General features: G+C 72.9%; 19 protein-coding genes and 3 pseudogenes. 8 read left to right on the forward strand and 14 right to left on the reverse strand.

Annotated features, from left to right (window positions below):
• Positions 1-374 precede the first annotated feature (374 nt).
• The 3 genes and pseudogenes from IE274_RS30070 to IE274_RS30080 all read right to left on the reverse strand — a co-directional run.
• Positions 375-1,274 carry a S1 family peptidase gene (locus IE274_RS30070; RefSeq protein WP_190119068.1) on the reverse strand — a complete coding sequence of 300 codons (900 nt, stop codon included), beginning with the start codon at positions 1,272-1,274 and terminating at the stop codon, positions 375-377.
• Positions 1,275-1,517: 243 nt separating this feature from the next.
• The gene (locus IE274_RS30075) at positions 1,518-2,321 is read right to left on the reverse strand and encodes a DUF1684 domain-containing protein (RefSeq protein ID WP_190119069.1); all 804 of its coding nucleotides are present in this window, start codon (positions 2,319-2,321) and stop codon (positions 1,518-1,520) included.
• 8 nt (positions 2,322-2,329) lie between these two features.
• A pseudogene (locus IE274_RS30080) lies at positions 2,330-3,238 on the reverse strand (LLM class flavin-dependent oxidoreductase); the annotation flags it as partial.
• On the opposite strand from IE274_RS30080, the pseudogene IE274_RS30085 reads away from it, so the two are divergent.
• Positions 3,218-3,744, forward strand: a pseudogene (locus IE274_RS30085) (transporter substrate-binding domain-containing protein); the annotation flags it as partial. The pseudogenes IE274_RS30080 and IE274_RS30085 sit on opposite strands and share 21 nt — an antisense overlap.
• A gap of 105 nt (positions 3,745-3,849) precedes the next feature.
• Here IE274_RS30085 and IE274_RS30090 read toward each other — a convergent pair.
• On the reverse strand, positions 3,850-5,103 hold the full coding sequence (locus IE274_RS30090) for a DUF5685 family protein (protein WP_190119070.1): 1,254 nt from the start codon (positions 5,101-5,103) through the stop codon (positions 3,850-3,852).
• Positions 5,104-5,424: 321 nt separating this feature from the next.
• On the opposite strand from IE274_RS30090, the gene IE274_RS30095 reads away from it, so the two are divergent.
• Entirely contained in the window at positions 5,425-5,871 is a 447-nt protein-coding gene (locus IE274_RS30095) for a cell division protein SepF (RefSeq protein ID WP_190119071.1), read from the forward strand.
• A 50-nt stretch (positions 5,872-5,921) separates the two neighbouring features.
• Here the strand turns inward: IE274_RS30095 and IE274_RS30100 are convergent, their stop codons facing one another.
• Positions 5,922-7,118: an acyl-CoA dehydrogenase family protein gene (locus tag IE274_RS30100; protein WP_190119072.1), complete on the reverse strand. Its 1,197-nt coding sequence runs from the start codon at positions 7,116-7,118 to the stop codon at positions 5,922-5,924.
• Positions 7,119-7,342: 224 nt separating this feature from the next.
• Positions 7,343-8,953 (reverse strand): MFS transporter, encoded by a 1,611-nt coding sequence (locus IE274_RS30105; RefSeq protein ID WP_190119073.1) that lies wholly within the window; start codon positions 8,951-8,953, stop codon positions 7,343-7,345.
• A gap of 259 nt (positions 8,954-9,212) precedes the next feature.
• Here IE274_RS30105 and IE274_RS30110 point away from each other — a divergent pair, with 259 nt between their 5' ends.
• Together IE274_RS30110 and IE274_RS30115 are read left to right on the forward strand one after the other, a co-directional pair.
• Positions 9,213-10,388: a glycosyltransferase family 39 protein gene (locus tag IE274_RS30110; protein ID WP_190119074.1), complete on the forward strand. Its 1,176-nt coding sequence runs from the start codon at positions 9,213-9,215 to the stop codon at positions 10,386-10,388.
• Between the two features lie 318 nt (positions 10,389-10,706).
• A complete protein-coding gene (locus tag IE274_RS30115; RefSeq protein WP_190119075.1) occupies positions 10,707-11,732 on the forward strand; it encodes a phosphatase PAP2 family protein in 1,026 nt (341 codons plus the stop codon).
• Between the two features lie 102 nt (positions 11,733-11,834).
• Here IE274_RS30115 and IE274_RS30120 read toward each other — a convergent pair whose 3' ends face one another.
• Positions 11,835-12,050: an I78 family peptidase inhibitor gene (locus IE274_RS30120; RefSeq protein WP_190119076.1), complete on the reverse strand. Its 216-nt coding sequence runs from the start codon at positions 12,048-12,050 to the stop codon at positions 11,835-11,837.
• 513 nt (positions 12,051-12,563) lie between these two features.
• On the opposite strand from IE274_RS30120, the gene ctaD reads away from it, so the two are divergent.
• The gene (gene ctaD, locus IE274_RS30125) at positions 12,564-14,285 is read left to right on the forward strand and encodes an aa3-type cytochrome oxidase subunit I (RefSeq protein ID WP_190119077.1); all 1,722 of its coding nucleotides are present in this window, start codon (positions 12,564-12,566) and stop codon (positions 14,283-14,285) included.
• Here the strand turns inward: ctaD and IE274_RS30130 are convergent.
• The 5 genes and pseudogenes from IE274_RS30130 to IE274_RS30150 all read right to left on the reverse strand — a co-directional run.
• Positions 14,227-15,203 (reverse strand): annotated as a pseudogene (locus IE274_RS30130) (helix-turn-helix transcriptional regulator); the annotation flags it as partial. The gene ctaD and the pseudogene IE274_RS30130 overlap by 59 nt on opposite strands.
• Before the next feature lie 39 nt (positions 15,204-15,242).
• The gene (locus IE274_RS30135) at positions 15,243-16,109 is read right to left on the reverse strand and encodes a hypothetical protein (protein ID WP_190119078.1); all 867 of its coding nucleotides are present in this window, start codon (positions 16,107-16,109) and stop codon (positions 15,243-15,245) included.
• Positions 16,106-17,371, reverse strand: coding sequence for a glycosyltransferase family 4 protein (locus tag IE274_RS30140; RefSeq protein WP_190119079.1), 1,266 nt, complete (start codon positions 17,369-17,371; stop codon positions 16,106-16,108). Before IE274_RS30140 ends, IE274_RS30135 begins: the two co-directional genes overlap by 4 nt.
• A gap of 163 nt (positions 17,372-17,534) precedes the next feature.
• On the reverse strand, positions 17,535-18,824 hold the full coding sequence (locus IE274_RS30145; protein WP_190119132.1) for an ABC transporter substrate-binding protein: 1,290 nt from the start codon (positions 18,822-18,824) through the stop codon (positions 17,535-17,537).
• Positions 18,825-18,954: 130 nt separating this feature from the next.
• Entirely contained in the window at positions 18,955-19,563 is a 609-nt protein-coding gene (locus IE274_RS30150) for an MTB12 C-terminal domain-containing protein (RefSeq protein WP_190119080.1), read from the reverse strand.
• Between the two features lie 150 nt (positions 19,564-19,713).
• Here IE274_RS30150 and IE274_RS30155 point away from each other — a divergent pair, with 150 nt between their 5' ends.
• From IE274_RS30155 to IE274_RS30165, 3 genes are read left to right on the forward strand one after another with little or no spacing between them, the layout of a single operon-like run.
• Entirely contained in the window at positions 19,714-20,265 is a 552-nt protein-coding gene (locus IE274_RS30155) for a hypothetical protein (protein WP_229909899.1), read from the forward strand.
• A 4-nt stretch (positions 20,266-20,269) separates the two neighbouring features.
• Positions 20,270-23,569, forward strand: coding sequence for an ABC transporter permease subunit (locus tag IE274_RS30160; protein ID WP_190119082.1), 3,300 nt, complete (start codon positions 20,270-20,272; stop codon positions 23,567-23,569).
• Positions 23,566-24,249 (forward strand): ABC transporter ATP-binding protein, encoded by a 684-nt coding sequence (locus IE274_RS30165; RefSeq protein WP_190119083.1) that lies wholly within the window; start codon positions 23,566-23,568, stop codon positions 24,247-24,249. Before IE274_RS30160 ends, IE274_RS30165 begins: the two co-directional genes overlap by 4 nt.
• Before the next feature lie 7 nt (positions 24,250-24,256).
• Here IE274_RS30165 and IE274_RS30170 read toward each other — a convergent pair whose 3' ends face one another.
• Positions 24,257-24,817, reverse strand: a complete 561-nt coding sequence (locus tag IE274_RS30170) for a LysM peptidoglycan-binding domain-containing protein (RefSeq protein ID WP_229909900.1) — start codon at positions 24,815-24,817, stop codon at positions 24,257-24,259.
• Positions 24,818-25,072: 255 nt separating this feature from the next.
• On the reverse strand, positions 25,073-25,726 hold the full coding sequence (locus tag IE274_RS30175) for a LysM peptidoglycan-binding domain-containing protein (protein ID WP_190119085.1): 654 nt from the start codon (positions 25,724-25,726) through the stop codon (positions 25,073-25,075).
• Positions 25,727-26,228 lie beyond the last annotated feature (502 nt).

Here is a 26,228-nt window from a genome sequence, read left to right on the forward strand (position 1 = left end):
CGAGAGGCGTACGCGCATGGCGGGCTGACGATGGGAAAGCCGCGTCCATGCCAATGGGACGCGGCCCACTATTCCCAGCGGGCGAGGTCGCACACAAGGTCTACTTCCGGACGCTTGCGTTCCAACACCCCTGCGGCCCGGCCCTGTTGACCGTCCGTGGTCTCACCACGTCGGTTCCCGCTGCAAACACCGCGTGCGAGCGGTGGTCGGCAGCGGGTGAGGACTAGTCCTGTCCGGTTCTCGCCCTTTCCTGGCCCGGGACAAGCGGCGCGCGGACAGCGAAGAGCCCCCGCCCAGGAGTGGGGCGGGGGCTCGACGGCCGCTGACTGTACGGGGCACGGAGACCGCCTGCCGTACGGGTGCGGAGGTGGGCGTCAGTAGACGCTCACGTTGTACGCGCGCAGGGCCTCGGTGACCGGCTGGAAGAACGTCGTACCGCCGGAGGAGCAGTTGCCGCTGCCGCCGGAGGTCAGGCCGAGCGCCGTCGTACCGGAGTAGAGCGGGCCGCCGCTGTCGCCGGGCTCGGCGCAGACGGTCGTCCTGATCATGCCGTACACGACGTCGCCGTTGCCGTAGTTCACCGTCGCGTTCAGGCCCGTGACGCGGCCGGAGTGCGTGCCGGTGGTGGAGCCGCGGCGCGTCACGCTCTGGTTGACGGTCGGGTCGGCGGCGCGGGTGATGTCCTGGCTGCCCACGGTGCCGGACTTGGTGATCGAGTTGTTCGTGTACCGCACGATGCCGTAGTCGTTCGTCGGGAAGCTGGAGCCGTGCGTGCTGCCGAGCACGGTGGTCTTCGCCGAGTTGGCCCACCAGGTGCCCGCGCCGTCGGTGCAGTGGCCCGCGGTGAGGAAGTAGTAGGTGCTGCCGCTGCGCACGTTGAAGCCGAGCGAGCAGCGCCAGCTGGTGGCGTACGTGGCGTCGCCGCCGGAGATGTACTTCTGGAACTTGCCCGGCGTCCGCTCGATCTTCAGGGCGCCGGCCTGGTCGCCCGCGGCCTGCTTCAGCGAGGCGATCTCGGCCTTGGAGACCGTGCTGTCGGCGGTGACCACGACCTGCTTGGTCTTGGGGTCGACGTTCCAGGCGGTGCCCGCGACGTCCGCCTTCAGGACGGCGTCACTGGCCGCCGTCAGGTCGGAGGCGCTGTAGCCGCGGGACTCGTCCGCGCTGGCGGTGGGCACGGCGAGGGCGGCCGCGGCCACGAGCCCGGTCGCGACGGCGACCGTGCGGGAGTGTCTCGCCATACCGCTGCGGGGGGTGGTGCGCTTGATCCTCACTGCTGGTTCCTCCCGAGGGAAGTCAGGGGGCCCATGTGGGTTGGGGGCCCGTGAGGCGCGGTCGAAGGACCGGTGGATTCCGGTTACACCGTGTCCCTGACAAGCGCTGCTCGGGAGTATTGGGGCCGCCGTGACCCCGCACAAGGGGTGTCTTTCGGCCGGGGCGGCCGATACACGACGACCGGCCCCGGTGGTCGGCGCGAGTGCGGCACGCCACCGGGGCTCTGGGTCATCGGCATCCGGTCAGACGTGCCGACGCCGGGAAAGGTTCCGTTCCCCGGCGGGGATCTCGGCGGCGAGGGTGTTGCCGGGGGGCGGGAAGGGGCAGATGAAGTGGTCGGCGAAGGCGCACGGCGGCAGCAGCGCGCGGTTGAAGTCGACGCGCGTGCGGCCCTGTTCGTCGGGCGCGGCGGGCCGCAGGAACCGGAAGCGGTAGCTGGACACCCCGCTGGTCCCGTCCGCGAACACCGCCCACAGCGAGCCGTCCCCCTCCACGCTCACCTGCAGCGTCTGCTCCTGCCCGGCGAGCGTGAAGGCGAGTTCACCGCCGAGCCCGAGCCCCCGCCGCACGCCGTCCGCGTTCCCGACGCGCACGGTGCGGTCCCGCTCGTACGGGGTGAAGCGCCCCTCGACCGCGAAGCACGGGTCGTGGTCGGTGACCTCGATGCCGGTGAAGGCGCGCCGCGCGTCGGCGTCCGGGTCGAAGTCGCGCACCGCCCAGAGCCCTTCGCGGCGCAGCACCACCAGGCGCCGCTCGCCGAGCCCGAGCCGGGCGGCGGCGACGGGGCCGGGGTCGGGCGTGAGGCGGGCCGTGCCGGTGAAGGGCTGACCGTCGAGCGTGAGGCGGTCGTCGGCCGCGGCTCTGAGGACGAGTTCGTCGCCGTCGTCCGACCAGTGTCCGGGCAGACCCGGCAGAGTGCCGTCGGGGTGGTCGGCGAGCCAGTGGGTGCCGGTGAGGGCCAGCGGGCCGTAGGGCGCGGAGACGGTGGCCGTGCGCAGCTCGTGCCACTCCTTGAAGTCCCGCAGTGCGTCTTCGGTCGTACTCATGGTGATGATCAACCCTTCCGAACGGGCTCGGGCAGCCCGAGGTGTGAGCGCAGCGTCGCGCCGCGGTATTCCGTGCGGTACGCGCCGCGCTCCTGGAGCAGCGGCACCACCCGTTCGACGAACTCGTCGAGCCCGCCCGGCGTCAGGTGCGGGACGAGGATGAAGCCGTCGGCGGCGTCGGTGCGCACGAACTCGTCCAGTTGCTCGGCGACGGCGGCGGGGGTGCCGATGAACGACTGCCGGGAGGTCGTCTCGATGACGGTCTGGTGGATCGACAGGCCCTTGGCCCGGGACAGGGCGCGCCACTTCTCGGCGACCGCGAGGGGATCGCCGACCTTCACCCGGCCCTGCACGAGGGTCGATTCCGGGTCCGGGTCGATGTCGGGCAGCGGCCCGTCGGGGTCGTACGCGGACAGGTCGACGCCCCACACCTGTTCCAGGGCGAGGAGGGCGTTCTGCGGCGAGACCTGTTGGCGGCGGATCTCGATGGCGCGCTCCTGGGCCTCGGCGGCGGTGTCCCCGAGGACGAAGGTGACGCCGGGCATGATCTTCAGGTCGTCCGGCGCGCGCCCGTACGCCGCGAGCCGTCCCTTCACGTCGGCGTAGAAGGCACGGCCCGCCTCCAGCGTGCCGTGCCGGGTGAAGACGACATCGGCCGAGGACGCGGCGAACTCCCGGCCCTCGGGCGAGTCCCCGGCCTGGATGACGACGGGGTGGCCCTGCGGCGGGCGCGGCACCCCGAACTCCCCGGCGATGTCGAAGTGCTGCCCGTGGTGCGCGAACGGCCGCGGCTCGCCCACCGAGCCGTCGGGGCCGCCCGGTCCGCCCGGCCCGTCCAGTCCGGCCAGTCCGGCCAGTCCGTCGGGCGTCCAGGAGTCCCACAGCTCCCGTGCCGTGGCGTCACCGACGAACGCCGCGGGACCATCGACTTCGTCACGTACATCAACGACGGCCAGGGCTTCGCGGTCCGCGACGACAGCACGCTCAAGAAGATCACGGACTTCGCCCAGCTCTGCGGCCTGAACGTGGCGACCGGCGCGGGCACCACCTTCGAGGTGACCCTGGAGGACAACAAGCACGTGTGCGCCGACCCGGGCAAGAAGCCGTACAGCGTGAAGACGTACACCGAGCCGGGCGCGATCTGGCCCTCGCTCCAGCAGGGCCGCAGCGATGTGGTGATGTCGACGATCAACGGCCTGCGGTACGCCGTCCAGCAGCAGGAGGCCTGAAGTTCCTGGGCGAGTTCCACCGCCTGGACGTGGGCTTCGCCTTCAGGAAGGGCACCAAGCTGGCGCACGCGTTCCAGGCGGCGGTCAACCGGCTCATCGAGGACGGGACCTACGACCGCATCCTGAAGAAGTGGGGCACGCGGGCGTCGGCGATCGACGGGTCCCGGATCTCACCGCCGGAGATAAAGGACTGACGGTACGTCACCGGCCGTGGCGGTGACGCCCTGTCGCCGCCACAGCTGGTGACGGAGTGTCACCAGCCGCGGCCCCGTGGTGCCCCAGCCCCAGCCCCAGAGGGCTCAGTCACAGCACGAGCAGCAGTCACAACAGTCGCAGTCACAGTCCCGGCAGGCGCCCTCGCGCTTCTTGCGGGACCACGGGCCCTCGTACTCCTTCGCGCAGCACAGCTGGCAGGTGCAGCACAGCCCGATGGCGACGGCGCACCCGGCCCAGAACCCGCGCCGCGGCTTCTGCGGCTCACCGCCCCACCCGCCCGACCCGCCGTGGTTCCCGCCGCCCGACCCGCCGTAGTCCCCGCCGCCGTACGAATCGCCCCGGTGGTTCCCGCCGCTGTACGAGGACCCGTCCCCGTACGAACCGGACCCCCAGGACCCCGACGAACCCGAGCCCGACCCGTCGTACGCGGTCACCTCGTGCCCGGACGCCCCGCGCACCTCGTGCGCCGCGTGCCCGCACGAGGTGGTCCCGAACGCCCGGTCCACGGACTGCCCGAGTTCGTGCACGAGCAGGGCGTGCGCGAGCTTGCCCTCGGTGAACCGGACCTCGGCGAGGGCGAGCCGGATGCCGTGCAGCGCGTCGTCGGCGAGCCGCCGCGCCTCGGCGCGGGAGGTGCCGAGGACCGTGATCGGGTTCCAGGCGCCGACGGCGGCGTCCGCCTCCCGGTCCTCCACGGCGTCCAGGAGGTGCGCGAGCCTGCCGAAGAGGCGCCCGGCCTCGGCCAGCGGCTCCGCGTTGCCCGGGCGTCCGGCGAGGACGGCGGTGTGCGCGAAGGCGGCGGCGGTCGCGGTCTCGGTCGGCTCGGTGATCGTGAGCAGGGAGGTGCCGGGGCCCGCCAAGGCCTCGATGCCCTCCTGCCGTTCGACGGCGTCCAGCAGGACCGCCGTGTCGAAGCCCACGTCGGCGCCGGTGCTGGCGCCCGCGCGGTCCCACTTGCCCGCGACGCGGCGGGCGGCGGCGGCCACCGGCCTGCGCGCCAACAGGCCGTCGCCGTCGACGACGTGGTCGCGGACCTTCGCCGACGCGAGCACCAGCGAGACGGCCGCGGCGAGCCGCGCGCCCTCGCCCTGGGCGACGGACGCGGTGCGCATGCCGCGCAGCGGACAGGGGCCGGCGGTGCGCCGCCAGCCGGCCGACCGCTCGGCCTGAGCCTCCGTCAGAACCGAGATGATGAGGCCGTCGTAGTTGGTCACGACGCGTGCGAACTGCCCGTGGTCACCGCGCAGCGCGAGACACAGCCCGCACAGGTGCGCCATCCACTGGGTCCTGAGCCCCTCCCCGAGGCGGTGACTGCAGGGCCTGACGATTCCGAACAAGGCGACTCCCCCGTGAGCCCGATGAGTCCGACTGGGTCCGCTGGGCGCGAACTCCGGCATCGTAGCGAGCCGTCCGGCCACCTGCCCGTTCACCCGTACGCACCGCGCGTCACCCATACGCCGCGAAGAATCATATTTCACTCACTGTCAGCAGCCGTACACGGCAAGACCCTTGAAGAATCACGCGCGTCGCCGTATTGACTGTGTGCCAGTACCGTCACGAAAACCCCGCGCGGCGACTATCCCCTTGGCGCACCATCCGCATCATGGACGACCATAGGGATGCGGAACGCAAGCAGACCGCTGCGAGAGGAGGCGTCCATGGGATCGGTGCGCAAGGCGAGTGCCTGGCTTGGCCTCGTCGACGACAACAACGACGAGCGTTACTACGACGGATACGAAGACGACGCGGCCGAAGGCCCTGAGGCGGCCGAGGCCTGGGTCACGGACCCGCGCGTCAAGGTCGCGTCGGACGTGGCCGAGGACAAGGGCCACAGGATCGGCACGGTCACGCCGGACAGCTTCCGCGACGCCCGCGCCATCGGTGAGATGTTCCGGGACGGCGTGCCGGTCATCGTGAACCTCACGTCGATGGAGCCCGGCGACGCCAAGCGCGTCGTCGACTTCGCGGCCGGGCTCATCTTCGGCCTGCGCGGCTCCATCGACCGGGTGGCGCACCGCGTGTTCCTGCTCACCCCCGCCGACACGGAGATCGTCAACGGTGAGGCCACGCCGCACCGCACCGACGGCTTCTTCAACCAGAGCTGAGGCAAGGCCGCTCGCCGTGCCCGTGCCCCGCCGCCGTGCGCCCCGCGCGCTCAGCGGAAGGCGTCGAGCCCGGTGAGCGCCTTGCCGAGGACCAGCTGGTGCATCTCGACGGTGCCCTCGTAGGTGAGCACCGATTCGAGGTTCGTCGCGTGCCGCATCACGGGGTACTCGAGCGAGATGCCGTTGGCGCCGAGGATCGTGCGCGACGTGCGGCAGATCTCGATCGCCTCTCGTACGTTGTTGAGCTTGCCGAAGCTGACCTGCTCCGGCCGCAGCCGGCCCGCGTCCATGCGGCGCCCGAGGTGGTGCGCGAGCAGGACGCCCTTGTGCAGCTCGACCGCCATGTCGGCGAGCTTGGCCTGGGTGAGCTGGAAGCCGCCGATCGGCCTGCCGAACTGCTCCCGCGTCTTCGCGTACTCCACGGCCGCGTCGAAGCAGGCGCGGGCCGCGCCCATGGCGCCCCAGACGATGCCGTAGCGCGCGTGCGACAGACAGCTCAACGGGCCCTTCAGACCGGTGACTTCGGGCAGCACCGCGTCGGCCGGGAGCCGCACCTCGTCCAGGACCAGCTCGCTGGTGATGCTCGCCCGGAGCGACCACTTGTGCTTGATCTCCGGCGCGGCGAAGCCCGGGGCGTCCGTGGGCACGGCGAAGCCCCGGATCCCGTCGTCGGTCTGCGCCCAGACGACGGCCACCCCGGCCACCGACCCATTGGTGATCCACATCTTGCGGCCGCTCAGGACCCAGTCCGTCCCGTCCCGCTTCGCGTACGTCCGCATCGCCGCCGGGTCCGAGCCGTGGTCGGGCTCGGTGAGGCCGAAGCAGCCGATGATCTCGCCCGCCGCCATCCCCGGCAGCCAGCGCTCCTTCTGCTCCTCCGAGCCGAAGCGGTGGATCGCGTACATCGCCAGCGACCCCTGCACCGACACCAGCGACCTGATCCCCGAGTCCGCCGCCTCCAGCTCCAGGCAGGCGAGCCCGTACTGCACGGCGCTCGCGCCCGCGCAGCCGTACCCCGTCAGCGACATCCCCAGCGCCCCGATCGACCCCAGCTCCCGGGCCAGCTCCCGCACGCCCGGCAGCTCGCCGCTCTCGTACCACTCGGCGATGTGCGGCAGCACGCGGTCCGCCGCCCATGCGCGGACGGTGTCGCGGACGGCGAGGTCCTCCGGCTCCAGGAGGTCGTCGAGGCCCAGCGGATCGGTGGGGTCGAAGGGGGGCAGGGTGTGGCTGCTTGCGGACGACATGCGGGGCCTCCGGCGGACTTAACTAGCGCTGATAGTCAGGTACGACTCGGCTTGACGCTACGACGCGCCCACCTGAACGTCCAGGGTGACGCCCTGCCGGGGGCTTTCCCCAAGCTATGGACCGCCCGTCCGGCGATTGAGGACGAGGCGCGGAGCGCCGACAGCGGGGGCCCGGGGCGCAGCCCCCGGTTACGGGAAGGGGCGGGACTGGGGAGCCCCCGGCCTCAGCGGAGGGACTCCACCGGAACCGCCGCCCGCTCGCGGGCCACCCCCGGCTCGCACGCCGCAGGCGCACCGCAGTCCATCACCCGGGGCAACCGCAGCGCGGCCAACGCACCGAGCAGCAACAGCCCCGCGCTGACCAGCAGGGTCACATGCAGGCCGTGCACGAAGGAGTCCCGCGCGGCGGCCCGCAAGGCTTCGCCCCGGCTGCCACCGAGCCGAGCGGCGACTTCATAGGCCTCGCCCAGGGAGTGACTCGCCGCGGCGCTGTCCGCCGCCGGAACACCCCGCACGGAGGACAGCCCGGGAGCGTACGCGGCGTTCATGACGCTGCCGAGCAGCGCGATGCCGATGCCGGCGCCGAGCTGGTAGGAGGTCTCGCCGATGGCGGCGGCCCCGCCGGCCTGGGTGGGCGGGGCTTCGCTGAGCATGGATTCGTAGGCGCCGAAGAGGGTGGTCTCCAGGCCGAAGCCGAGGAGCACGAAGCCGGTCAGCATCAGCGGAGCGTTGTCCTCGCCGCCCATGGCGGTGAGGGCGGCGACGGCGAGGGCGGTGAGGCCGAACCCGGTGGCGACCATGGCGCGCGGCCCGAAGCGCTGGAGCATCCGGGATCCGGCGAGCCCGGCGGCCATCGCGGCGATGGTGAGCGGAAGGAGCCGGAGCCCGGTCTCCAGCGGGGACAGGCCGAGGACGAGCTGGAGGTACTGCGCGGCGATGAGTTCGAGGCCGACGAGGGCGAGCATCGCGAGCACGATGCAGCCGACGGAGGTGCTGAAGGCGGGCCGCGTGAACATGGCGAGGTCGACCAGCGGGTACCGCCGACGCCGCTGTCGGCGGACGAAGGCGATGAGCAGCCCGCCGCCGACGAGCACCGAGAGGAGCGTGGTGGCGCCGAGCGGCGACTCCCCGCCGCCGAGCCGCTTGACGCCGAGGACGAGGCCGAAGAGGCCACCGGCGGCCATGAGGGCGCCGACGACGTCCCAGGGCCCGTTGCGGGCGCCGGTCGACTCGGGCAGGAGCCAGCGTCCGACGGGAAGGCTGACGAGCATCAGCGGGATGTTGATGAGGAAGACGGAGCCCCACCAGAAGTGTTCGAGGAGGAAGCCGCCGAGCAGCGGCCCGCAGGCGGCGCCGACGGCGGCGACGGCGCTCCAGATGCCGATCGCGAGGGCCCGCTCACGCCGGTCGGGGAAGACCTGGCGGAGGATCGACAGCGTCGCGGGCATGATCATCGCGCCGCCGACGCCGAGCAGCGCGCGGGCCGCGATGAGGACGTGCGGGGTGTCGGCGAGGGCGGCGATCGCGGAGGCCACGCCGAACAGGCCGTAGCCGAAGAGGAGGACGCGGCGGCGCCCGACGCGGTCGCCGAGGGTGCCGAAGAGGATGAGCAGCGAGGCGCAGACCAGCGGATAGATGTCGACGATCCACAGGAGCTCGATGGCGCCGGGCTTGAGGTCCTCGGTGACGGCGGGCACGGCGACGTGCAGCACGGTGGCGTCGACGGCGACGAGCAGCAGGCTGACGCAGAGGACGACGAGGACGACCCAGCGGTTGGCGCCCGCGCCGGGGGGCCGACGGCCGGATGGAGCGGCGGCCGTGGTCGTCCCGGACATCTGCGTACCTCCCAGTGATTCCTCGCGAGTGCGGCCAGTGGGGGGCCGGCGGGACCCTACGGGATCCGGTCGTCCGGCTGTGGCGGCTGTGAACGGCGAGTGGCCGTCAGCGTACGCGAGTCCCCGGCCGGCTCGCGTGGCGGACCTCTCATGGTTGCCGCGCGGGGGTGTGGCGTGCGCCACGTTCGCCCGTGCCGGTGATATTCGGGTGCCCGCCTGTCGTCACGAGCAGTCGGGCGGGGAGCCGATAATCGAGCCCGTGACCGATCTTGATCAGCGCCCCGCCACGGGGCACCGGACCGCCGCCGCGCTGCGCCGGGCGGCGCCCGCGCTCTTTGTGTACGCCGGGGTGCGCGCGCTGGGGCTCGCGGTCCTCGCCGTGTGGGGCGCCGCGGCGGGCAAGAGTCCGCACACGTTGCTCTCCGCCCGCTGGGACTCGCTCTGGTACACCCGCGTCGCCGATTTCGGCTACGGCTGGGAGGTGACGCTGCCGGACGGCAGCGTGCACTCGAACCTGGCGTTCTTCCCGCTGCTGCCCTGGCTGGAGCGGGCCGGGTCGGTGTTCGGCCTGTCGTACGCGGACGCGGGCCTGGTGGTGAGCGCGCTCGCCTCGCTGTGCGCGGCGGGCGGGATCTTCGCGGTCGCGGAGCAGGTGTACGACCGTCGGGCCGGGGTGTGCGCGGTCGCGCTGTGGGCGGTGCTCCCGGTCGGCGTCGTGCAGTCGATGGCGTACAGCGAGTCGCTGTTCACCGCGCTCGCGGCCTGGGCGCTGTACGCGGTCCTGACCGGGCGCTGGGTGACGGCGGGGCTGCTCGCCTCGCTGGCCGGGCTGACCCGGCCGGTGGGCGCGGCGGTGGTCGCCGCGGTGTGGGCGACGGCGGCCCTGGCGGCGTACCGCAGGAAGCGGGCCGGTGAGCGGGCGCTGGTGGCCGGGCGGGACTGGCGGATGCTGCTGGGCGTGCTGCTCGCGCCGCTCGGCGCGGCGGGCTACGTCCTGTGGGTCGGGCACCGCACGGGCGACGGCCTGTTCGGGTATCTCGACGTGCAGAAGCAGTGGGGCAACGGCTTCGACGGCGGCTACGCCTTCGCGCGCTTCGTCGGCGAGAAGTTCACGTCCCCGGTGGGCGCGCTCGCGGGGCTTGGTCTGATCGTCGGCGTGGCCGGGCTGATCTGGCTGTACGTCAAGGGGGTGCGGCAGCACCAGCCGCCCGCACTGCTCGTCTACTGCGGGATCGTCGTCGTGCTCGCGCTGTGCGCGTCCGGCTACTTCGGCTCCAAACCGCGCCTGCTGATGCCCGCGTTCCCGCTGCTGCTGCCCCTCGCGGTGGCGCTCGCGCGGCTGCGGACGAGCCGGGCGGCGCTGGTCGTGGGCGGGGTGGCCGTGGTCAGTGCGGTGTACGGGGCCTTCTGGCTGCACGGCTCGGGGCCGCCGTAGGCCCGTCGCGGGTCCGTCGCGGGCCGGTCCGGCCGCGTCGGCTTCGCGCCAAGATCACCCACTCAAGATCGTTACCGGGCCCGTACGGTGAGCAGCCGGTGAGCGGACGGAGAATTCCGCACCAGGCCCCGGTGAACGAATTCGAAAGGCGGCTAAAACCGCGAGCGTAATGATCAACGGATTGGGTAAAGCAGGCATCATTGAATAGGCATTCCGGCCGGAATAAACCGGAGCCTGAGATCAATGCCACATCACATCGTCATCACAAACGCTCTGATTCGACCTAGTAGGGCACTCACTCGCTGTAACGTCGATTGGGTGCGTACCGAACGAAACCTGACCCGTCTGGACCGGCTGTTCGCCCGGCTAGACCGTGAGCCGGAACGACCGGCCCACCTCGATGAGCCGCGGATGAGCCCGCACCGGGTCGTGCTCCTCAGCGCGACGCTGGCCTTCTACGTGGCCATCGTCGTCGCCGTGGTGACCACCTCCTGGCTCGTGCGGTTCGACTGGCAGGTCATGTTCTTCCGGCCCTACCAGCAGTGGCCCGAGATCCACGGCTTCCTCGACTACTGGGTCGTCCTCGGCCAGCGCGGCCCGACCGCCGTGATGGTCGCGGCCTGGCTGGGCTGGCGCTCCTGGCGGCAGCACACGCTGCGCCCGCTGCTGATGTTCGGCGCGGCGCTGCTCCTGCTCAACGCCACGGTGGGCGCCGCCAAGATCGGCATGGGCCGCCTCGGCCCGCACTACGCCACCGTCATCGGCTCGAACGAGATGGGGCAGGGCGGCGATATATTCCCTTCGGGCCACACCGCCAACGCCGTCGTGACCTGGGGAATCCTCGCCTATCTGGCCTCGACCCCGCTGACCCGCCGCTATCTGTCGGCGCTCTCCGCCGTGGTCTCCCTCAGCGTCGGCCTCACCACCGTCTACCTGGGTACGCACTGGCTCAGCGACGTCCTGCTCGGCTGGGCCGCGGGCCTGCTGGTCCTGCTCGCGCTGCCCTGGGTCGAGCCGCTCATCACCCGCGTCGAGGCCTGGATCCTCGGCATCAGGGCCGCCTGGGCGCGCCGCCGCGGCCGCCCCACGACGTCCCCGGTGCCCGCCCCGGCCCTGGTCCCGCAGCGCGCCTCCGGCACCCCCGGCACCTCCAGCACCCCCGGCGACGAGCAGCCGGTCCGCGAGCCCGTCGCGACCGCTCGCCCCCGCACCCCCGCCTACCTCGCCCCGGGCCCGCACACCGCCCGCTGCGAGCGGACGCCGGTCACCCCGCAGGGCCCCCGCCGTCCGCCGCACCCCGAGCGGGTGCGCGGCACCTCGGCGCGGCCCCTCACGGGCGGCTGAGCCGCCCCCACGGACGCGGGAACGGTACGCACAGCTGGATCCCGCACAACGAAGGCCCCGGACACCTCAGGCGTCCGGGGCCTTCGTGCGGGCCGGTGCGGTTCAGCCCTTCCAGCAGCGCGTCACCGCGCCGTCCGCGACCTCGAAGTTCAGCCGCCCCGCGAGGTACTCCATGGTGATGAACGTGCCCGGCGGCAGCGACCTGACGGTGGACCAGCCGCTGGCCCGGGCCCGGCGCTCGGCGTCCTCGGCGGCGAGGCCGACGTAGGAGTCCGGGCTGTCCTGGGGCTCGGGGGCGGGTGTCGGTATGGGTGCCATGACCGTCACGGTAGGCGGCCGGTGCTTCCCGGGGAAGTCCGGGGCCGTGCACCATGCGTCACCGGTTCCCCTCTGGTCACGCTTCTGTCACAGGATCACCACGCGCGTTTCGCCCGGACTTCGTCACACGTACGAGCGGTTCGTTGCCCGTGAAGGCCGAATTCGGCATGAACTCCGGGTCCCTCAGGAGCCCCTGAAGAGATCGCCGGAAATCCCTTCGGAAGCCTGTCGGAAGATCCTTTCGGACGTCCGGCAATGCCTCCTGAAATCCTTTACCGATCCTCCGTATTTACGATTCCCGGACGCTCCGGGGGATGTGACGCGGCATGAGGAATTCATGGTTCCAGCACCCCGGGCGAGCAGCCGTCGGAGTGCGCGCCCGGCCGGAACGCGGTACGTCCACCGCCGGCTCCCGGCCCGAGTGCGCGACGCCCCCTGTCGGATCCGGGTGCGCGGCGACATCATGTCGTGTGCTTCGAGCAAGCCCGGGACGCGACAGCGAAGGGGCAAGCGATGGGGACGCAGACGGTGCGGGCGCAGGCGGGGCCGGCGCGGGAGCGGACGCCGGGGCGGATCGTCGTCGACTGGCTGACCACCACCGACCACAAGAAGATCGGCCATCTCTACCTGATCACGTCGTTCGCGTTCTTCCTGATCGCCGGGCTGATGGCCCTGATGATGCGGGCCGAACTCGCCCGCCCCGGGCTGCAGCTCATGTCCAACGAAGAGTTCAACCAGATGTTCACCATGCACGGCACGATCATGCTGCTGCTCTTCGCTACGCCGACGTTCGCGGGCTTCGCCAACGAGATCATGCCGCTGCAGATCGGCTCGCCGGACGTGGCGTTCCCGCGTCTGAACATGCTCTCGTACTGGCTGTTCCTCTTCGGCGGCCTGATGGTGCTCGGCTCACTGCTGGTGCCGGGCGGGCCCGCGGCCTTCGGCTGGTTCGCGTACGCGCCGCTGAACAGCCTGGAGCGGTCCCCCGGCATCGGCGCCGACCTGTGGATCATGGGTCTCGCGCTGTCCGGCTTCGGCACGATCCTCGGCTCGGTGAACTTCCTGACCACCATCATCGGCATGCGCGCGCCCGGGATGACGATGTTCCGGATGCCCATCTTCACCTGGAATGTCCTCTTTACGTCCATCCTGGTGCTGCTGGCGTTCCCGGTGCTCGCGGCGGCGCTGCTCGTCCTGGAGGCCGACCGGCGCTTCCACTCGGTGGTCTTCGACGCCCAGTTCGGGGGTGCGCTGCTGTGGCAGCACCTCTTCTGGTTCTTCGGGCATCCGGAGGTCTACATCATCGCGCTGCCGTTCTTCGGCATCATCACCGAGATCATCCCGGTGTTCAGCAGGAAGCCGGTGTTCGGCTACGTCCCGCTGGTCGGCGCGACGATGGCCATCACCGGACTCTCGGTGGTCGTGTGGGCGCACCACATGTTCGCGACGGGCGCGGTGCTGCTGCCGTTCTTCTCGTTCATGTCGTTCCTGATCGCGGTGCCGACCGGGGTGAAGTTCTTCAACTGGACGGGGACGATGCTCAAGGGGGCCCTGTCGTTCGAGACCCCGATGCTGTGGGCCGTCGGGTTCCTGGTGTCGTTCCTGTTCGGCGGCCTGACGGGCGTCATCCTCGCCTCGCCGCCGCTGGACTTCCACGTCACCGACTCGTACTTCGTCGTGGCGCACTTCCACTACGTGGTCTTCGGCACCGTCGTGTTCGCGACCTTCGCGGGCTTCTACTTCTGGTGGCCGAAGCTCACCGGCAAGATGCTCGACGAACGGCTCGGGAAGATCCACTTCTGGACGCTGTTCGTGGGCTTCCACACGACGTTCCTGGTGCAGCACTGGCTGGGCGCGGAGGGCATGCCCCGGCGGTACGCGGACTATCTGGCGGCGGACGGCTTCACGGTGCTCAACACCGTGTCGTCCATCGGCGCCTTCCTGCTCGGCCTGTCCACGCTGCCGTTCCTCTACAACCTCTGGAAGACCGCCAAGTACGGCGAGAAGGTCGAGGTCGACGACCCCTGGGGGTTCGGCCGCTCCCTGGAGTGGGCGACCTCCTGCCCGCCGCCCCGGCACAACTTCGTCACGCTGCCCCGGATCCGCTCGGAGTCCCCGGCGTTCGATCTGCACCATCCCGAGTTCGCGGCGCTGCGGGCGCCGGACGACCAGACCGACCACCCCGGTCTAGGGCCCGGCTCAGCCGGTCCCGGTGCGACCGGATCCGCTCCGTGAGCTCCACCGGTGCCAGCACCTCGAACTCGAAGCCCAGCAGCAGATGCAGCACCATGACGTCCGTGCTGCTCGCCCCGGTGCGCAGCAGGCAGGTGTCGTCCGTCTCGGCCTCCAGAGTGCCGTCCGACGGCGTCACCCGCTGGGCCGCCTCGTCCAGGGGCACGAACAGGCGGACGGTGGCCTGCGCCGCGTAGGCACGGGTGGAGACGCCGCGGGAGACGAACGCGGCCAGGTCATCGGCGGGCGGGGTGCGGGGCTCGCAGCGCGGGCCGTGCGGGGGTCTGGGCGTGACGCGGTCCACGCGGAAGGTGCGCCAGTCGGCGCGGTCCAGGTCCCAGGCGACGAGGTACCAGCGGCGCTCGGTGCACACCAGGCGGTGCGGCTCCACGACGCGGCGGCTCGAACGGCCGCCGTGGTCCAGGTAGTCGAAGCGCAGCCGCTCCGAGTCCCGGCAGACGGCGGCGAGTTCGGTCAGGACCGAGGGGTCGACGGCCTTGGTGCGCGCGCTGTGCAGCATCGGCACGGTGAACGCGTTGAGCGCGCCGACCCGGCGCCGCAGCCTGCCCGGCAGCACCTGTTCGAGCTTGCCGAGGGCGCGTACGGAGCTCTCCCCGATGCCCTCGATGCCCTGTCCCGCGGCGGTGCGCAGGCCCACCGCCACGGCGACCGCCTCGTCGTCGTCCAGGAGCAGCGGCGGCAGCTGGTTGCCGCCGCCCGTTCCGGGGCTGGCGTTGACGGGGTAGCCCAGCTCCCGCAGCCGGTCCACGTCCCGCCGCACGGTGCGCGCCGTGACGCCGAGCCGGTCGGCGAGGTCGGCTCCGGACCGCCCCCACTGCCTCAAGGGCGTGGGAGGTGCCCCCTGCGGTGGGCCTGCAGCAACGAGAGCAGCCGAAGCAGCCGCGCGGAGGTCTCCAACATGGTGAGGACTCTCCCCCGCCGCGGCCCGTGGCCGGTCGGCTACGCCGGCGTCGCCGCGACCCGTACCGCCAAGTCGTTGTCGTTCGTGTAGTACGGGCCCACCTCGACCTGGCCGCCGACGCAGTCCACCCGCGTCGCCGGGTAGGTGAAGATCGGCTTCTTGTCGGCCACGTCGTCCAGGAGGCGGGCCAGGCGGATGCGCGGCCCTTCGTCCCCGGCCGGGCTGAGCCACAGGTCCCAGACGCCCTCGCCGTCGGCCAGTTCGGCGTACGGCAGGGTGAAGCCGAAGTCCGTGGCCGCCGCGCCGGGCGTCACCCCGGCGCGCAGCACCCGGGCGACGTCGCCGCGCAGGACGGCCTCGAGGTGCGCGGCGCCGGTCAGCGCGGTGCCGTAGACCCGGCCGTGGCCGGTGAGGCCCGCGTCGTCGATGCGCAGCTCGCCGACCTCGGCGTGCGGGGCGCGCAGCCAGGCCCGCACCGACAGGTTGCCCTGCTTGGTGGCGTACGGGATGCGGACCGCGACGTGGCCGCGGCTGCCGCTGGGCGCGCGGTCGACCAGCGAGCGCAGGTCGTTCACGCCCGGTACGAGGCGGCGCGGCTCGCCGCCCTCGACCTGCGCGTAGGCGTTCCAGCGGCCCTCGGCCAGCTCGACGCTGCTGGGCAGCGCGGCGCGCAGGCTGCCGTCGGCGGCCGGGGTGAGCGGCAGCCGTACCTCGACGGGCGGCTCCGACTCCCGCAGCCGCAGCAGCAGATGGGCGGCGCCCGCCTCACCGGGGTCGGTGACGTCGAAGGTCAGGCCGCCCGCGGAGTCCGCGATGCAGTCGGCGCGCGGTGCGAGCGGCGGCGCCCCGGCCGCGGCGGTCTCCCGCGCGTCGTCCAGCGTGCCCCGTGTGAACAAGGCCGTCATGCCAAGCGCCCCTTCGTCGGTACCGTCCGGCGGGCGTCCCGCACGGCGTACGCGCCGCCGAGCAGGGCCCCTCTCGCGCGGTGCATCGAGCCGCGCACCCGGCCGCCCAGCGAGCCGCCGCGCGTGAGCATGCCGTGGAACATGTCCTCGTAGCGCTCGGCGATGCGGGTGGGGTCGAAGCGCTCGGAGTCCTCGAGCGCGGCGCCCGCCATGCGCTGCCGCAGCGCGTCGTCGTTGATGAGTTCGAGCAGTCCGCCCGCGATCGCGTCGGCGTTGCCGACCTCGACGAGGCGGCCGTCGACACCGTTGTCGATGATCTCGCCCGGACCGTGCGGGCAGTCGGTGGCGACCACGGGCAGGCCGCAGCGCATGGCCTCCACGATGGTCATGCCGAACGATTCCAGGCTGGAGGTGACGGCCGCGATGGAGCCCTTGGCCCACTCCGGCTCGATGGGGTGCGCCGGGCCCATGAGGAACACGTGGTTGTACAGGCCGAGGTCGTCGATCAGCTTGCGCAGCTTGTCCTTCTGCTTGCCGCCGCCGTAGATCCGCAGCCGCCAGTCGGGGCGCTCGTGCCGCACCTTGTCGAAGGCGCGGATCAGCAGGTCGTACCGCTTGACGGGGGCGAGCCGGCCGGCCGCGACGACCCACTTGTGGGAGCCGTCGGCGGGCTCGATGCCGGGCGCGGGCACCGGGTTCGGCACCGCTTGCACGTGTACGCCGGGCAGCCGCATCCCCTTGCGGTACGCCTCCGCGTCGGCCTCGGTCGTCGTGGTCAGGACGTCCAGGCGCGGGTACACGCTGCGCAGTTGGAGGCGGAGTTCCTTGGTGTGGCTGTCGAGCGTCAGGTGCTCCTGGCCGACGCGCAGCACGCCGCGCCGGGCCTGGCGGGCGATGTGCACGTTCAGGCCGGGCCGGGTGCCGATGACGACGTCGGAGTCCAGGGCGGACAGGTGGGCCGCGATGCGCTCGTCGGTGAGGGCGCTGTACTGGGCGTAGCGGCCCTCGGCGCTGGGGAAGACCTTGGCCGGGGTCCGGTAGGCCTCGGTGTCGCCCTCGTACCCGGGGCTGCCCTTCCTGATGTCGACGAGGTGGCTCAGCCTGATCCGCGCGTCGGGGGTGAAGACCGGCTCGTCGCGGTGGCGCAGCACCGACACGATGTCGACGTCATGGTGCTCGGCGAGCGTGTTCGCCAAGTTGTACGTCGTCCGGATCGTCCCTCCGATCCCGTACGCGTTGTGAATCAGGAAAGAGATATGCATACGTCCCCGTATTCCGCGCTTCCCTGCGGACAGTCCGTCTCGTCCGCCTACCGAGGGGTTAGACGGGAATCGAGGGCCAAGGGTTGGGTCCCATATCCGTCTTGTTCTGGAACGGATGCGCGATCGCAAGCCGGAAGCGGGAACTCCGTGACTGGTACAACGATCATGGCTGGTAGGAGAGCTGCGGTACGTCGAAGCAGGTGCGGTTCATCTCGCCCTGTGTGACCCAGCCCTCATCGTCCGCGCTGCCCGCGCCGTCCGCGCCGCCCGAGTCCGCGCCGTCCCGCCAGCGGGCCACCGACACACAGGTCTCGCGCGTCTTCGGCGGCCGCTCGCGCCGCTCGTACGTCACGGGCAACAGCAGCCCGCGCGCGTCGTACGGCTCGCCCCGGCTCATGAAGCGGTCCACGCACCCGCGCGTGACGTCGCTCCCGGCCGCTGAGCAGGACTTTGCCGCGTCCGTGAACCACATCGCGGCGGCCCAGCCCTCCAGCTGCCACTGGGAGTGGACCTTCGCCCCTTTGGTGGCGTCGCGGAACTCCCGGACGGCCGGGTGGTCCGTGTCCTCGTAGTTGCGGCTGGATCCGGTGGCCCACAGGGCGTTGCGGCAGCGCGGCGCGCCCTTGTAGTCCTCGGCCACCGTGGATGACCAGTTCTGGACGTTGGTGACCTTCGCGGTGATGTCGGCGCCGACGTCGTCCATCCCTTTACAGAGCTGCGCGTTGCCGTGGGTGTCCAGCGCGTCGAAGACGAGGTCGACGCCCCGGTCCTTGAGGTCGGCGGCGACGGCGCGGAAGTTGGGCAGCGCGAAGTCGACCTGTTCGGTGACGACGTCGTAGCCCTCGGCCTCCAGGCCGCGCTTCACCAGGCGGGCATACGCGGCCGACGCGGCCTGGTTGTAGGAGACGACGGCGGCGGTGCGGGCGCCGTGCTCACGCTTGAAGTAGCGGTAGACCTCCGTGCCGCCGTACAACTCGCCGTCCCAGCCCGGCTCGCCGTCGCGGGGCGCGAGGCTGCCGTAGATGCCGTACAGGTGCGGGTAGGTGTCGTAGGCGGAGCCGATGGGCTGGCCGCCGATGTCGGGCACGCCGGCCTTCGACACCCGGGACGCGCCCGCGTAGTCGAGGGAGGTGGTGGCGACGAGGGCGACGACCTTCTTCTCGTCGAGCAGTTGGTGCACGCACTCGTTGTTGCCGACGCCGCTGCCGCCGTCGTCGCAGGTGTGCACCTCGACCTTCCGGCCGCCGACGCCGCCGCGGTCGTTCAGGCGGTCGAAGTACGCCTCGGCGCCGTCGCGCGGGCCGGTGAACGCGGAGCCGCCGACGGGGCTGGTGGCGCTGGTGATGATGCCGACCCGGACCGGCGGCCCCTGCCGGCTGCCGCGCGGCGCGGGCGGGCGCTCCTCGAAGTCGCTCTCCGGGAGGCGGCTGCCGCAGGCCGCGCCGGCGAGCAGCGCGGTGGTCGCGAGCGCGGCGAGGACGCCGGAGCGCCACCGCCGCCGGGCGCGCGGGCCCGGCGCCCCGACGGCCCGTCCCCGCCGCCTCAGGGCCCCAGCGGCCCGGGCCCGACGGCTGCTCAAGGCCTCAGCAGCCGGGGCCGGGCGACGCGTTGCCGCTCAGCTTCACCAGGGCGCACAGCGTCTTCACGGACACCTTCCAGGTGTCGTCCTGGTTCACGGCCGTCCCGCTGGCGGTGGGCAGCGCGGTGGCGCCCTTCAGCGTCAGCGCGTACGTCACGTCGGCCTCCGTCGCCGAGGTGAACTCGACCTTGCCGACCTTCGCGCCGACCTGCTTGCCGCGCTCGTCCCCGCTGAAGCCCTGCAGGACCGCGCGCATCTTCGGGCCGTCCTCCAGGACGGCCTCCTTGTCGCGCAGGGACGTGGCCGGGTCGAAGAACTTCTCGAAGTTCGTCCGCACCTGTTTCTCGGCGGCCACGGGGTCGGCGGGCTCGTCGCCGTCGGGAGCCGCGCTGCCGTCGGAGGCCGCGCTCGGGGACGGCGAGTCCGCGGGAGTCTTGTCCGTCTTCTCCACGGAGGGCTTCGGCGGCGCGTTGTCGTCGCCCCCGCCGCTGTCGTCACCGCAGGCCGCGGCGGCCGGAACGATCAGCAGGACCGCGGCGGCCGCCAGCACCGCGCCCCGCGTCCTTCCCCGCCGAAGATCGCTCCTCCGCCTGGGGCTGGTCCAGAGAACCATCTGGCTCACCACCGGGTGTCGGTCCGGGCGAAGAGCGCCCGGTGCTTTCAGGGTCAGCTTCCAGAAGGCATAGTGCAAGCCATTGGCTGACATGAACAGACCTGTCAGTAACAGACCTGTCTGACTTACGACGTCTCCCAGGGGGCCTCGATGCGGGCGGCACGGACGGCTCAGCGATCTCCCACGGCGTCTTCGGCCGCCTCCCGCGCGGCCAGGCTGCGCGCGGTGCATCCGACGCTGTGGGCCGCGTTCGCGGCCCTCGCCGTCGGCGCGGTGCTCTGCGTGATCGGCTGGTACGGCATCTCCGGCGAGCGCTTCGCCGAGCGCCAACTGCCCTACCTAGCCTCCTGCACGGTGCCGGGCGCCGCGCTGATCGTCGCGGGCGCGGTGCTCCTCGCGCACGGCCGCGGGGCGCTCGCGGCGGCGCGCGTCGAGGAGTTGTACGGGCTGCTCGTCGCCGTCGAGGGCGAGGACCCGGCGGCCGTGCGCGCCGAGCGGGCCGCGGCGCCCCTCGCCACCAGCGACGACCTCCTGATCGTGCCCGAGGGCAGGCTCCTGCACCGGGCGGACTGCCCGCTGGTGGCGGGGAAGGCGACGGCGGTGCCGCCCGACGCGGACGTCCTGGCGTCCGGCGCGACGACTCCGTGCCCGATCTGCGCGCCCCCGCACGGCGCCGGGGCCGCGGCGGACCCGGAGGCCTGACCCGGTGGCTTCCCTGAGCTACGACCTCACGCTGGCCGGGCTCTCCGTCGGCAGTGCCGCCGCCCTCACCGGAATCGGCCTGATCGTCACCCACCGCGCGACGGGCGTGCTGAACTTCGCGCACGGCGCCATCGCGATGGTGTGCGCTTATCTGCTGCGCCACTTCACTGTCGAGTGGGACTGGCCGCTCTGGTTCGCCGCCGCGGTCACCCTCCTCGTGGTGGCGCCCGCGATCGGCCTCGTCCTCGAACGCGTGGTCTTCCGGCCGCTCGCCGTGCTCGGCGGCGACCCGGCCCAGACGCTGGTCGCGTCGATCGGCGTGTTCGTGCTCCTTGTCGGCGGGGCGGCGCTGATCTGGGGGCAGGGCGCCCGCGCGGACGTGCCGACGCTCGTGTCGGCGGACCCGTGGGGGCAGTTGGCGGCCGCCGTGGTGCTCGCGCTCGCCGTGTGGGCGGTCACGCGGTTCACCCGCTTCGGCGAGGAGCTGCGCGCGGTCGTGGACGACCGGCGGCTCGCGGTCCTCGCCGGGATCGACGCGGACCGGGTGGCGGCGGCGGGCTGGGCGTTCGGCTCGTTCACGGCGGGCCTGACCGGCGTGCTGCTCGCTCCGTACGTACGTCTCGACCCGTACGGCATGCCGCTGCTCGTCATGGAGGTCGTGGCCGTCGCCGTGGCCGCCCGGATGCGGAACCTGCCGGTGGCCGTGGTCGTGGCGCTCGGCATCGGCGTGGCCCAGAGCCAGCTGACCCGGCTGCACCCGTCGGGCTGGGGCGAGCCGCTGCTGCAGGCGGTCGGCGCGAACCTGTTCGTCGTGGCCCTGCTGATCGCGGCGCTCGTCCTGCCGGGCATCGGCACCGGGGACGCGCTGCCCCGCACGGCCACGGCCCGCGTCCCGACGCCGCCCGGCGCGTGGATAGTGGCCGTCGTCCTCTTCCTCATCCCCCTGGGCTTCGCGGGCCCGGACCTCACCACGTCCGTGCAGGTGCCCGCGCTCGGCGTCATCCTGCTGTCCCTGGTGGTGGTCACCGGCAGGGGCGGGCAGATCTCCCTGGGCCAGGCGGCGTACGCGGGTCTGGGCGCCCTGTTCACCGCGCTGCTCGCGGCGGGCCGGTTCCCCGGCCTGCCGGAGCTGCCGACGCTGGCCGCGCTGGCCGTGGCGGTGCTGCTGGTCGCGCCGCTGGGCCTGCTCACCGGCTGGCCCGCGATCAGCCGCCACGGCCTTGCGCTCGCCCTCGCCACCTTCGCCGTCGGCGTCGGCGTCAGCCGCTTCGTGTTCGCGCAGCCGTACGCCACGTCCGGCCTCGCCCTCGGCCGCCCCGCGGGCTTCGACGGCGACCGCGCGTACTACCTCCTCGAACTCGCCCTGCTCGGGGGCGCGCTGCTGCTGGTCGCGGCGCTACGGCGGGGCCGCACGGGCCGGGCCCTCGCGGCGATGCGGGACCACGAGGCGGGGGCGGCGGCGGCCGGGGTCCCCGTGCGCACCCTGAAACTCACCGCGTTCGTGACGGGCGCGGCCCTGGCGGCCCTCGGCGGCGGCATGCTCGGCATGGGCTTCCGGGCCTTCGACCCCGCCGCGTACGACCCCGTACGCGGCCTCCTCTGGTTCGCGGCCGTCGTCGTCCTCGGCGCGGACAGCCTCCTGGGCTCTCTCCTCGCGGCGGCCCTCCTGGTGGGCCTGGACGCGGGCACCCGCGGCGGCGTGGCAGCGGCGGTGATCGGCGTCCTCGCCATCCTGATCGGCCGCTTCCCCGGCGGCCCCTACGAGGCCCTCCGCGCAGCGACCCACCGCCTGCGACGCCGCCCCCACCTCACCCCCCTCGGCGACCACGTCCGCCTGGCCCTGGCGACCCCCGCCCCACAGGACCCCCCACACCACACACCACACGCGCAAACCACCCCGCCGAAGCCCCCACGGCCCGCCCCGCACCCACCCGCGCCGCCCACCCCCGCAACCACCCACACCAGCGCCGCAGACTTCCCAGAGCCTGTCGCCACCACCGACGACAACTCCCGGACACCCACCCACACCGACGGCACAGACTCCCCGGCGACGGCCCACCACCCAGACACAACCCCACCGGCCGACAGCCCCACGAACAGCCCACCACCGGACAGCAGCCCGGAGAACAGCCCGCCACCGGCCCACAGCGACCACACCCGCCGTACCGCCCACGGCACACCCCCACCACCCGAGACGGGCACCCCGAGCCCGTCCGCCCCCGGCAGCCGCGGCGACACCCCGCACCCACCCCACGGCCCAGCCACAGCACCCCCGCGGCCCGCCCCGGCTGCACCACCCGCCCGGCCCGAACCCGCGACCCCTGCCGTCGACGACGGGGACTCGCGGCCCGCTGCCCGTGCCACGAACGCGTCCCCACCCGACCCCAGCCCCACGAACAGCCCGACCCCGGCCGGCCGCGACACCACCCGACACGCCCAGGGCTTCCCACTCCCCAAAGGCACCGGCGAGTCGCGACAAGCCCCGGACACCGGCACGCCCGGCTCCCCGGCGGGACCGCAGCGGCAGCCGGGCCCGGCCGAACGCCCCGAACCGCCCGGCCTACCCGGGCCACCGCGGCCTCCCGGCCCACCACCCCCCGCCGAGCTGAAGGCCCACGGCCTGTACCTCTCGTACGACGGCTTCACCGCCCTCCACGACGTCTCCCTGTCCGTGCCGCCCGCCCGGGTGACCGCGCTCGTCGGGCCCAACGGGGCGGGGAAGAGCAGCCTCTTCCACTGTCTGGCCGGGGCGTTGCGGCCGGATCGGGGGCGCGTGACGTTCGGGGGACGGGACATCACGCGGCTGCCGGCACATGCCCGGACGCGGATCGGTGTGGCCCGTACGTTCCAGCAGCTCGCCGTGTTCCCGACACTGACCGTCGCCGAGAACGTGCGGGTGGGGGCCGAGCAGGGGCGGGTGCGGGATCCGGGTGCCGCCGAGCGGGCGCTGCGGCTGTTCGAGCTGGACTCCGTGCGGGACCGGCCCGCCGAGGGGCTGCCCACCGGGACGCTGCGCCGCGTCGAACTGGCCCGTGCCCTCGCGGGCGACCCGCACGTCCTCCTCCTGGACGAGCCCGCCGCGGGCCTGGACACCGCCGAAGTGGCCGCGCTCGCACGGATCCTGCGTGCCCTCGCGGCGGACGGGACGGCCCTGCTGGTGGTGGAGCACGACCTGGACCTGGTGGCGGGCCTCGCCGACCGGGTGTACGTGCTGGCGGCGGGGCACGTCGTCGCCTCGGGCCCCGCGGACCGGGTGCTGGACAGGGACAGGCGATCGGGCCTCGCCGAAGGCGGAGCGCGATGAGCCGCGGCCTGGAGCTCCGCTCGGTCCGGGTGCGCTACGGCCCCCTGGAGGCCCTCCACGGCGTGAGCCTCATCGCCCCCTCAGCCGGCCTGACGGTCCTCCTCGGCCGCAACGGCTCCGGCCGTACGACCGCGCTGCGCGCCCTGGCCGGGACCGTCCCGGTGTCCGGGGGCGCCGTCACGTGGGACGGCGCGGACATCACCCGCCTTCCCGCCCACGAACGCGCCCGCCGCGGCCTGTGCTTCGTGCCGGACCGGCAGGCCGTCTTCGGCTCGCTCACCGTCCGCGAGAACCTGGAGCTGGCCCACGCCCGCGGCGACTTCGCCGCCGCCCTGGCCGCGTACCCGGAACTGCGGCCCCTGCTGGCCCGCCGCGCGGGCACCCTGTCGGGCGGCGAGCAGCGCATGCTGGCGCTGTCCCGCGCCCTGCTCGCGGACGCGCGCGTGGTCCTCGTCGACGAACCCGCCCAGGGCATGTCCCCGGCCGTGGCGTCGCGGACGTACGACCTGCTCAAGGATCTGGGCGCGGGCGTCGTCGTCGCCGAACAACGGCTGCCGTCCGGCCTGCGCGGGCGCGCGGGCCGGGCGGTGGTGGTGTACGAGCTGCGCCGGGGCGAGGTCGTGTTCGCCGGGGAGGCCGCGGAGGTCCCGGCGGCGGGTCACACCGGGTCAGCGGGGTGAAGCCGCCTCACTTGTCCGGGATGAGCAGCACCGTGCCGGGGCTCAGCCGGTCCGGCTGCGGGCCGACGATCTTGCGGTTGGCCTTGTAGAGGGTCTTCCAGCCGCCCTTGAGGTGGTGGCGCCGGGCGATGGAGCTCAGCGTCTCGCCGCGCTTGACGACGTGCGTGATCCGCACCGGCAGCAGCGCGTAGCCGTCGAGCTTGGCTTCCTTGACCTTCTTGGAGCAGACCGGCCAGGCCTTCCAGCCCTGGTTGCGCAGCACGTTCTGGGCGATCTTGATCTGCTGCTCGCGGGTGGCGAGGTCCGCGCGCGGGGCGTAGGCGAGGCCGCCGTGCTCCTCCCAGGTGGGTTGGTAGAACTGCAGGCCGCCGTAGTAGTTGTTCCCGGTGTTGGCGTCCCAGCGGCCACTGCTCTCGCAGTGCGCGAGGCAGGCCCAGGGGCCCTCGGCACGGGAGCAGTCGTACGTGTACCTGGTGGCCTCGGCGCCCGGCAGCGGGGGCGTGGGCGTGGGCGACGCGGTGGCCGACGGGGCGAGGAGCGACAGGGCCGCCGCGGCGAGCAGAGTCACGGACCGAGATCGAAGACGTGTGTTCGACAGCGGGTGCATCGGGTCACGCTAAGCAGATCATCGGTCCGGCCCGGCCCGCGCCGCGCTGAAGGGGTGCGGCCCCACCCGGTCGGCCGACAGGGCGTGGCCGCGTCCCTTCGGCAGGGGCCGTTCCGCCGCGGCCGGTCGGGCCCGGCCGCGGCGTCGGTGCGTCGGTGCGTCGGTGCGTCGGTGCGTCGGTGCGTCGGTGCGTCAGGACGTCAGGACGTCACGGCGTCAGACCACGAGCCGCTGGCCGGGCACGATCATGTTCGGATCGCCGCCGATGACTCCCTGGTTGGCCGCGAAGATCCGCTGCCAGTTGGTGCCGTGCGCCGCCGCGATGCGGCTGAGCGTGTCGCCGGACCGGACGGTGTAGTTGCCCGTGCCGCCGGGCGCGCGGTGCGCGGTGCCCCGGTCGCTGCGGGCGGGCGCGCGGTACGTCGGAGCGGGCTGCTCCGGGGCGGCCTTCGGCGCGGTGGACCTGGGCGCCGCCGGCTTGGGGGCGGCGGGCGCGGGCGCGGCCCCGCCGGGGGCGGAACCGTGGGCCCCGGCACGGGCCGAGCAGGACGGCCAGGCGCCCCAGCCCTGGGCGCGCTGGACCTTCGCCGCGATGGCTATCTGCTGCGACTTGGACGCCCGGTCGGCCGTCGGCGCGTACGCCGTGCCGCCGTACGCCCGCCAGGTCCCGGCGGAGAACTGCAGCCCTCCGTGGTAGCCGTTACCCGTGCTGGTCTGCCAGTTCCCGCCGCTCTCGCAGCGGGCGATCCGGTCCCACACTCCGCTGTCCGCGGCGGCCTGACCGCTCGCGGCGAGCAGTGCGAGGGGCGCCAGGAGCGCGGCCCCGCCGAGCACTGCCGTCCTGCGAATGTACTGGGGACGAACGGACATGAATTTCCCTCTCCAAGGACCCGGGTTCCCCCGGGCTCCACGGGCCCCGCGCGTATCGGACGCCGGGATCCCGCCGAGCCCCGCCCGCCGGCCGGACGGCGCGCCGCCGTACCGCCACCGGGATCCGGGCGGATCCGTGGCGGTCGTCGAGGCTGCGCGGCGCCCTGCCGCACCGTGCTGCCGGAAGTCCGGCCGGTGCGATCGGCGGTCGTACCCGAGCGGTGCTCACTGCACACGGCGGTGGAATCTAGGAGCGCTCGCGCCCCGCCATCAACCGGATCCTCGTCATTCCAGGCCAGTTGCCTGTTACCGGGAGTATCGTCGAGTTTCGGACACCCACTTAATAGTCCGATATCGATACATGTCACCCCGCACCCGAATTGATCTGTGACCCACCTCACCACCCCAACTTCCCTTTCCCCAGCAGTTGTTGGCATGGAGTGACCGATTCCGCCCATCAACTCACGCTCCGCTCAGGACAGTTCAATTCCGTCCGCCCCCG

Origin of the sequence: Streptomyces flavofungini (genome assembly GCF_014650815.1) — a bacterium.
GTDB lineage: Bacteria > Actinomycetota > Actinomycetes > Streptomycetales > Streptomycetaceae > Streptomyces > Streptomyces flavofungini.

Bases quoted from the DNA above. Each gene is read 5' to 3' on its own strand.
- IE274_RS30075 (WP_190119069.1), bottom strand. From the start codon at position 2,321: ATGAGTACGACCGAAGACGCACTGCGGGACTTCAAGGAGTGGCACGAG.
- IE274_RS30095 (WP_190119071.1), top strand. From the start codon at position 5,425: ATGGGATCGGTGCGCAAGGCGAGTGCCTGGCTTGGCCTCGTCGACGAC.
- IE274_RS30100 (WP_190119072.1), bottom strand. From the start codon at position 7,118: ATGTCGTCCGCAAGCAGCCACACCCTGCCCCCCTTCGACCCCACCGAT.
- IE274_RS30105 (WP_190119073.1), bottom strand. From the start codon at position 8,953: ATGTCCGGGACGACCACGGCCGCCGCTCCATCCGGCCGTCGGCCCCCC.
- IE274_RS30120 (WP_190119076.1), bottom strand. From the start codon at position 12,050: ATGGCACCCATACCGACACCCGCCCCCGAGCCCCAGGACAGCCCGGAC.
- ctaD (WP_190119077.1), top strand. From the start codon at position 12,564: ATGGGGACGCAGACGGTGCGGGCGCAGGCGGGGCCGGCGCGGGAGCGG.
- IE274_RS30135 (WP_190119078.1), bottom strand. From the start codon at position 16,109: ATGACGGCCTTGTTCACACGGGGCACGCTGGACGACGCGCGGGAGACC.
- IE274_RS30140 (WP_190119079.1), bottom strand. From the start codon at position 17,371: ATGCATATCTCTTTCCTGATTCACAACGCGTACGGGATCGGAGGGACG.
- IE274_RS30150 (WP_190119080.1), bottom strand. From the start codon at position 19,563: ATGGTTCTCTGGACCAGCCCCAGGCGGAGGAGCGATCTTCGGCGGGGA.
- IE274_RS30155 (WP_229909899.1), top strand. From the start codon at position 19,714: ATGCGGGCGGCACGGACGGCTCAGCGATCTCCCACGGCGTCTTCGGCC.
- IE274_RS30165 (WP_190119083.1), top strand. From the start codon at position 23,566: ATGAGCCGCGGCCTGGAGCTCCGCTCGGTCCGGGTGCGCTACGGCCCC.
- IE274_RS30175 (WP_190119085.1), bottom strand. From the start codon at position 25,726: ATGTCCGTTCGTCCCCAGTACATTCGCAGGACGGCAGTGCTCGGCGGG.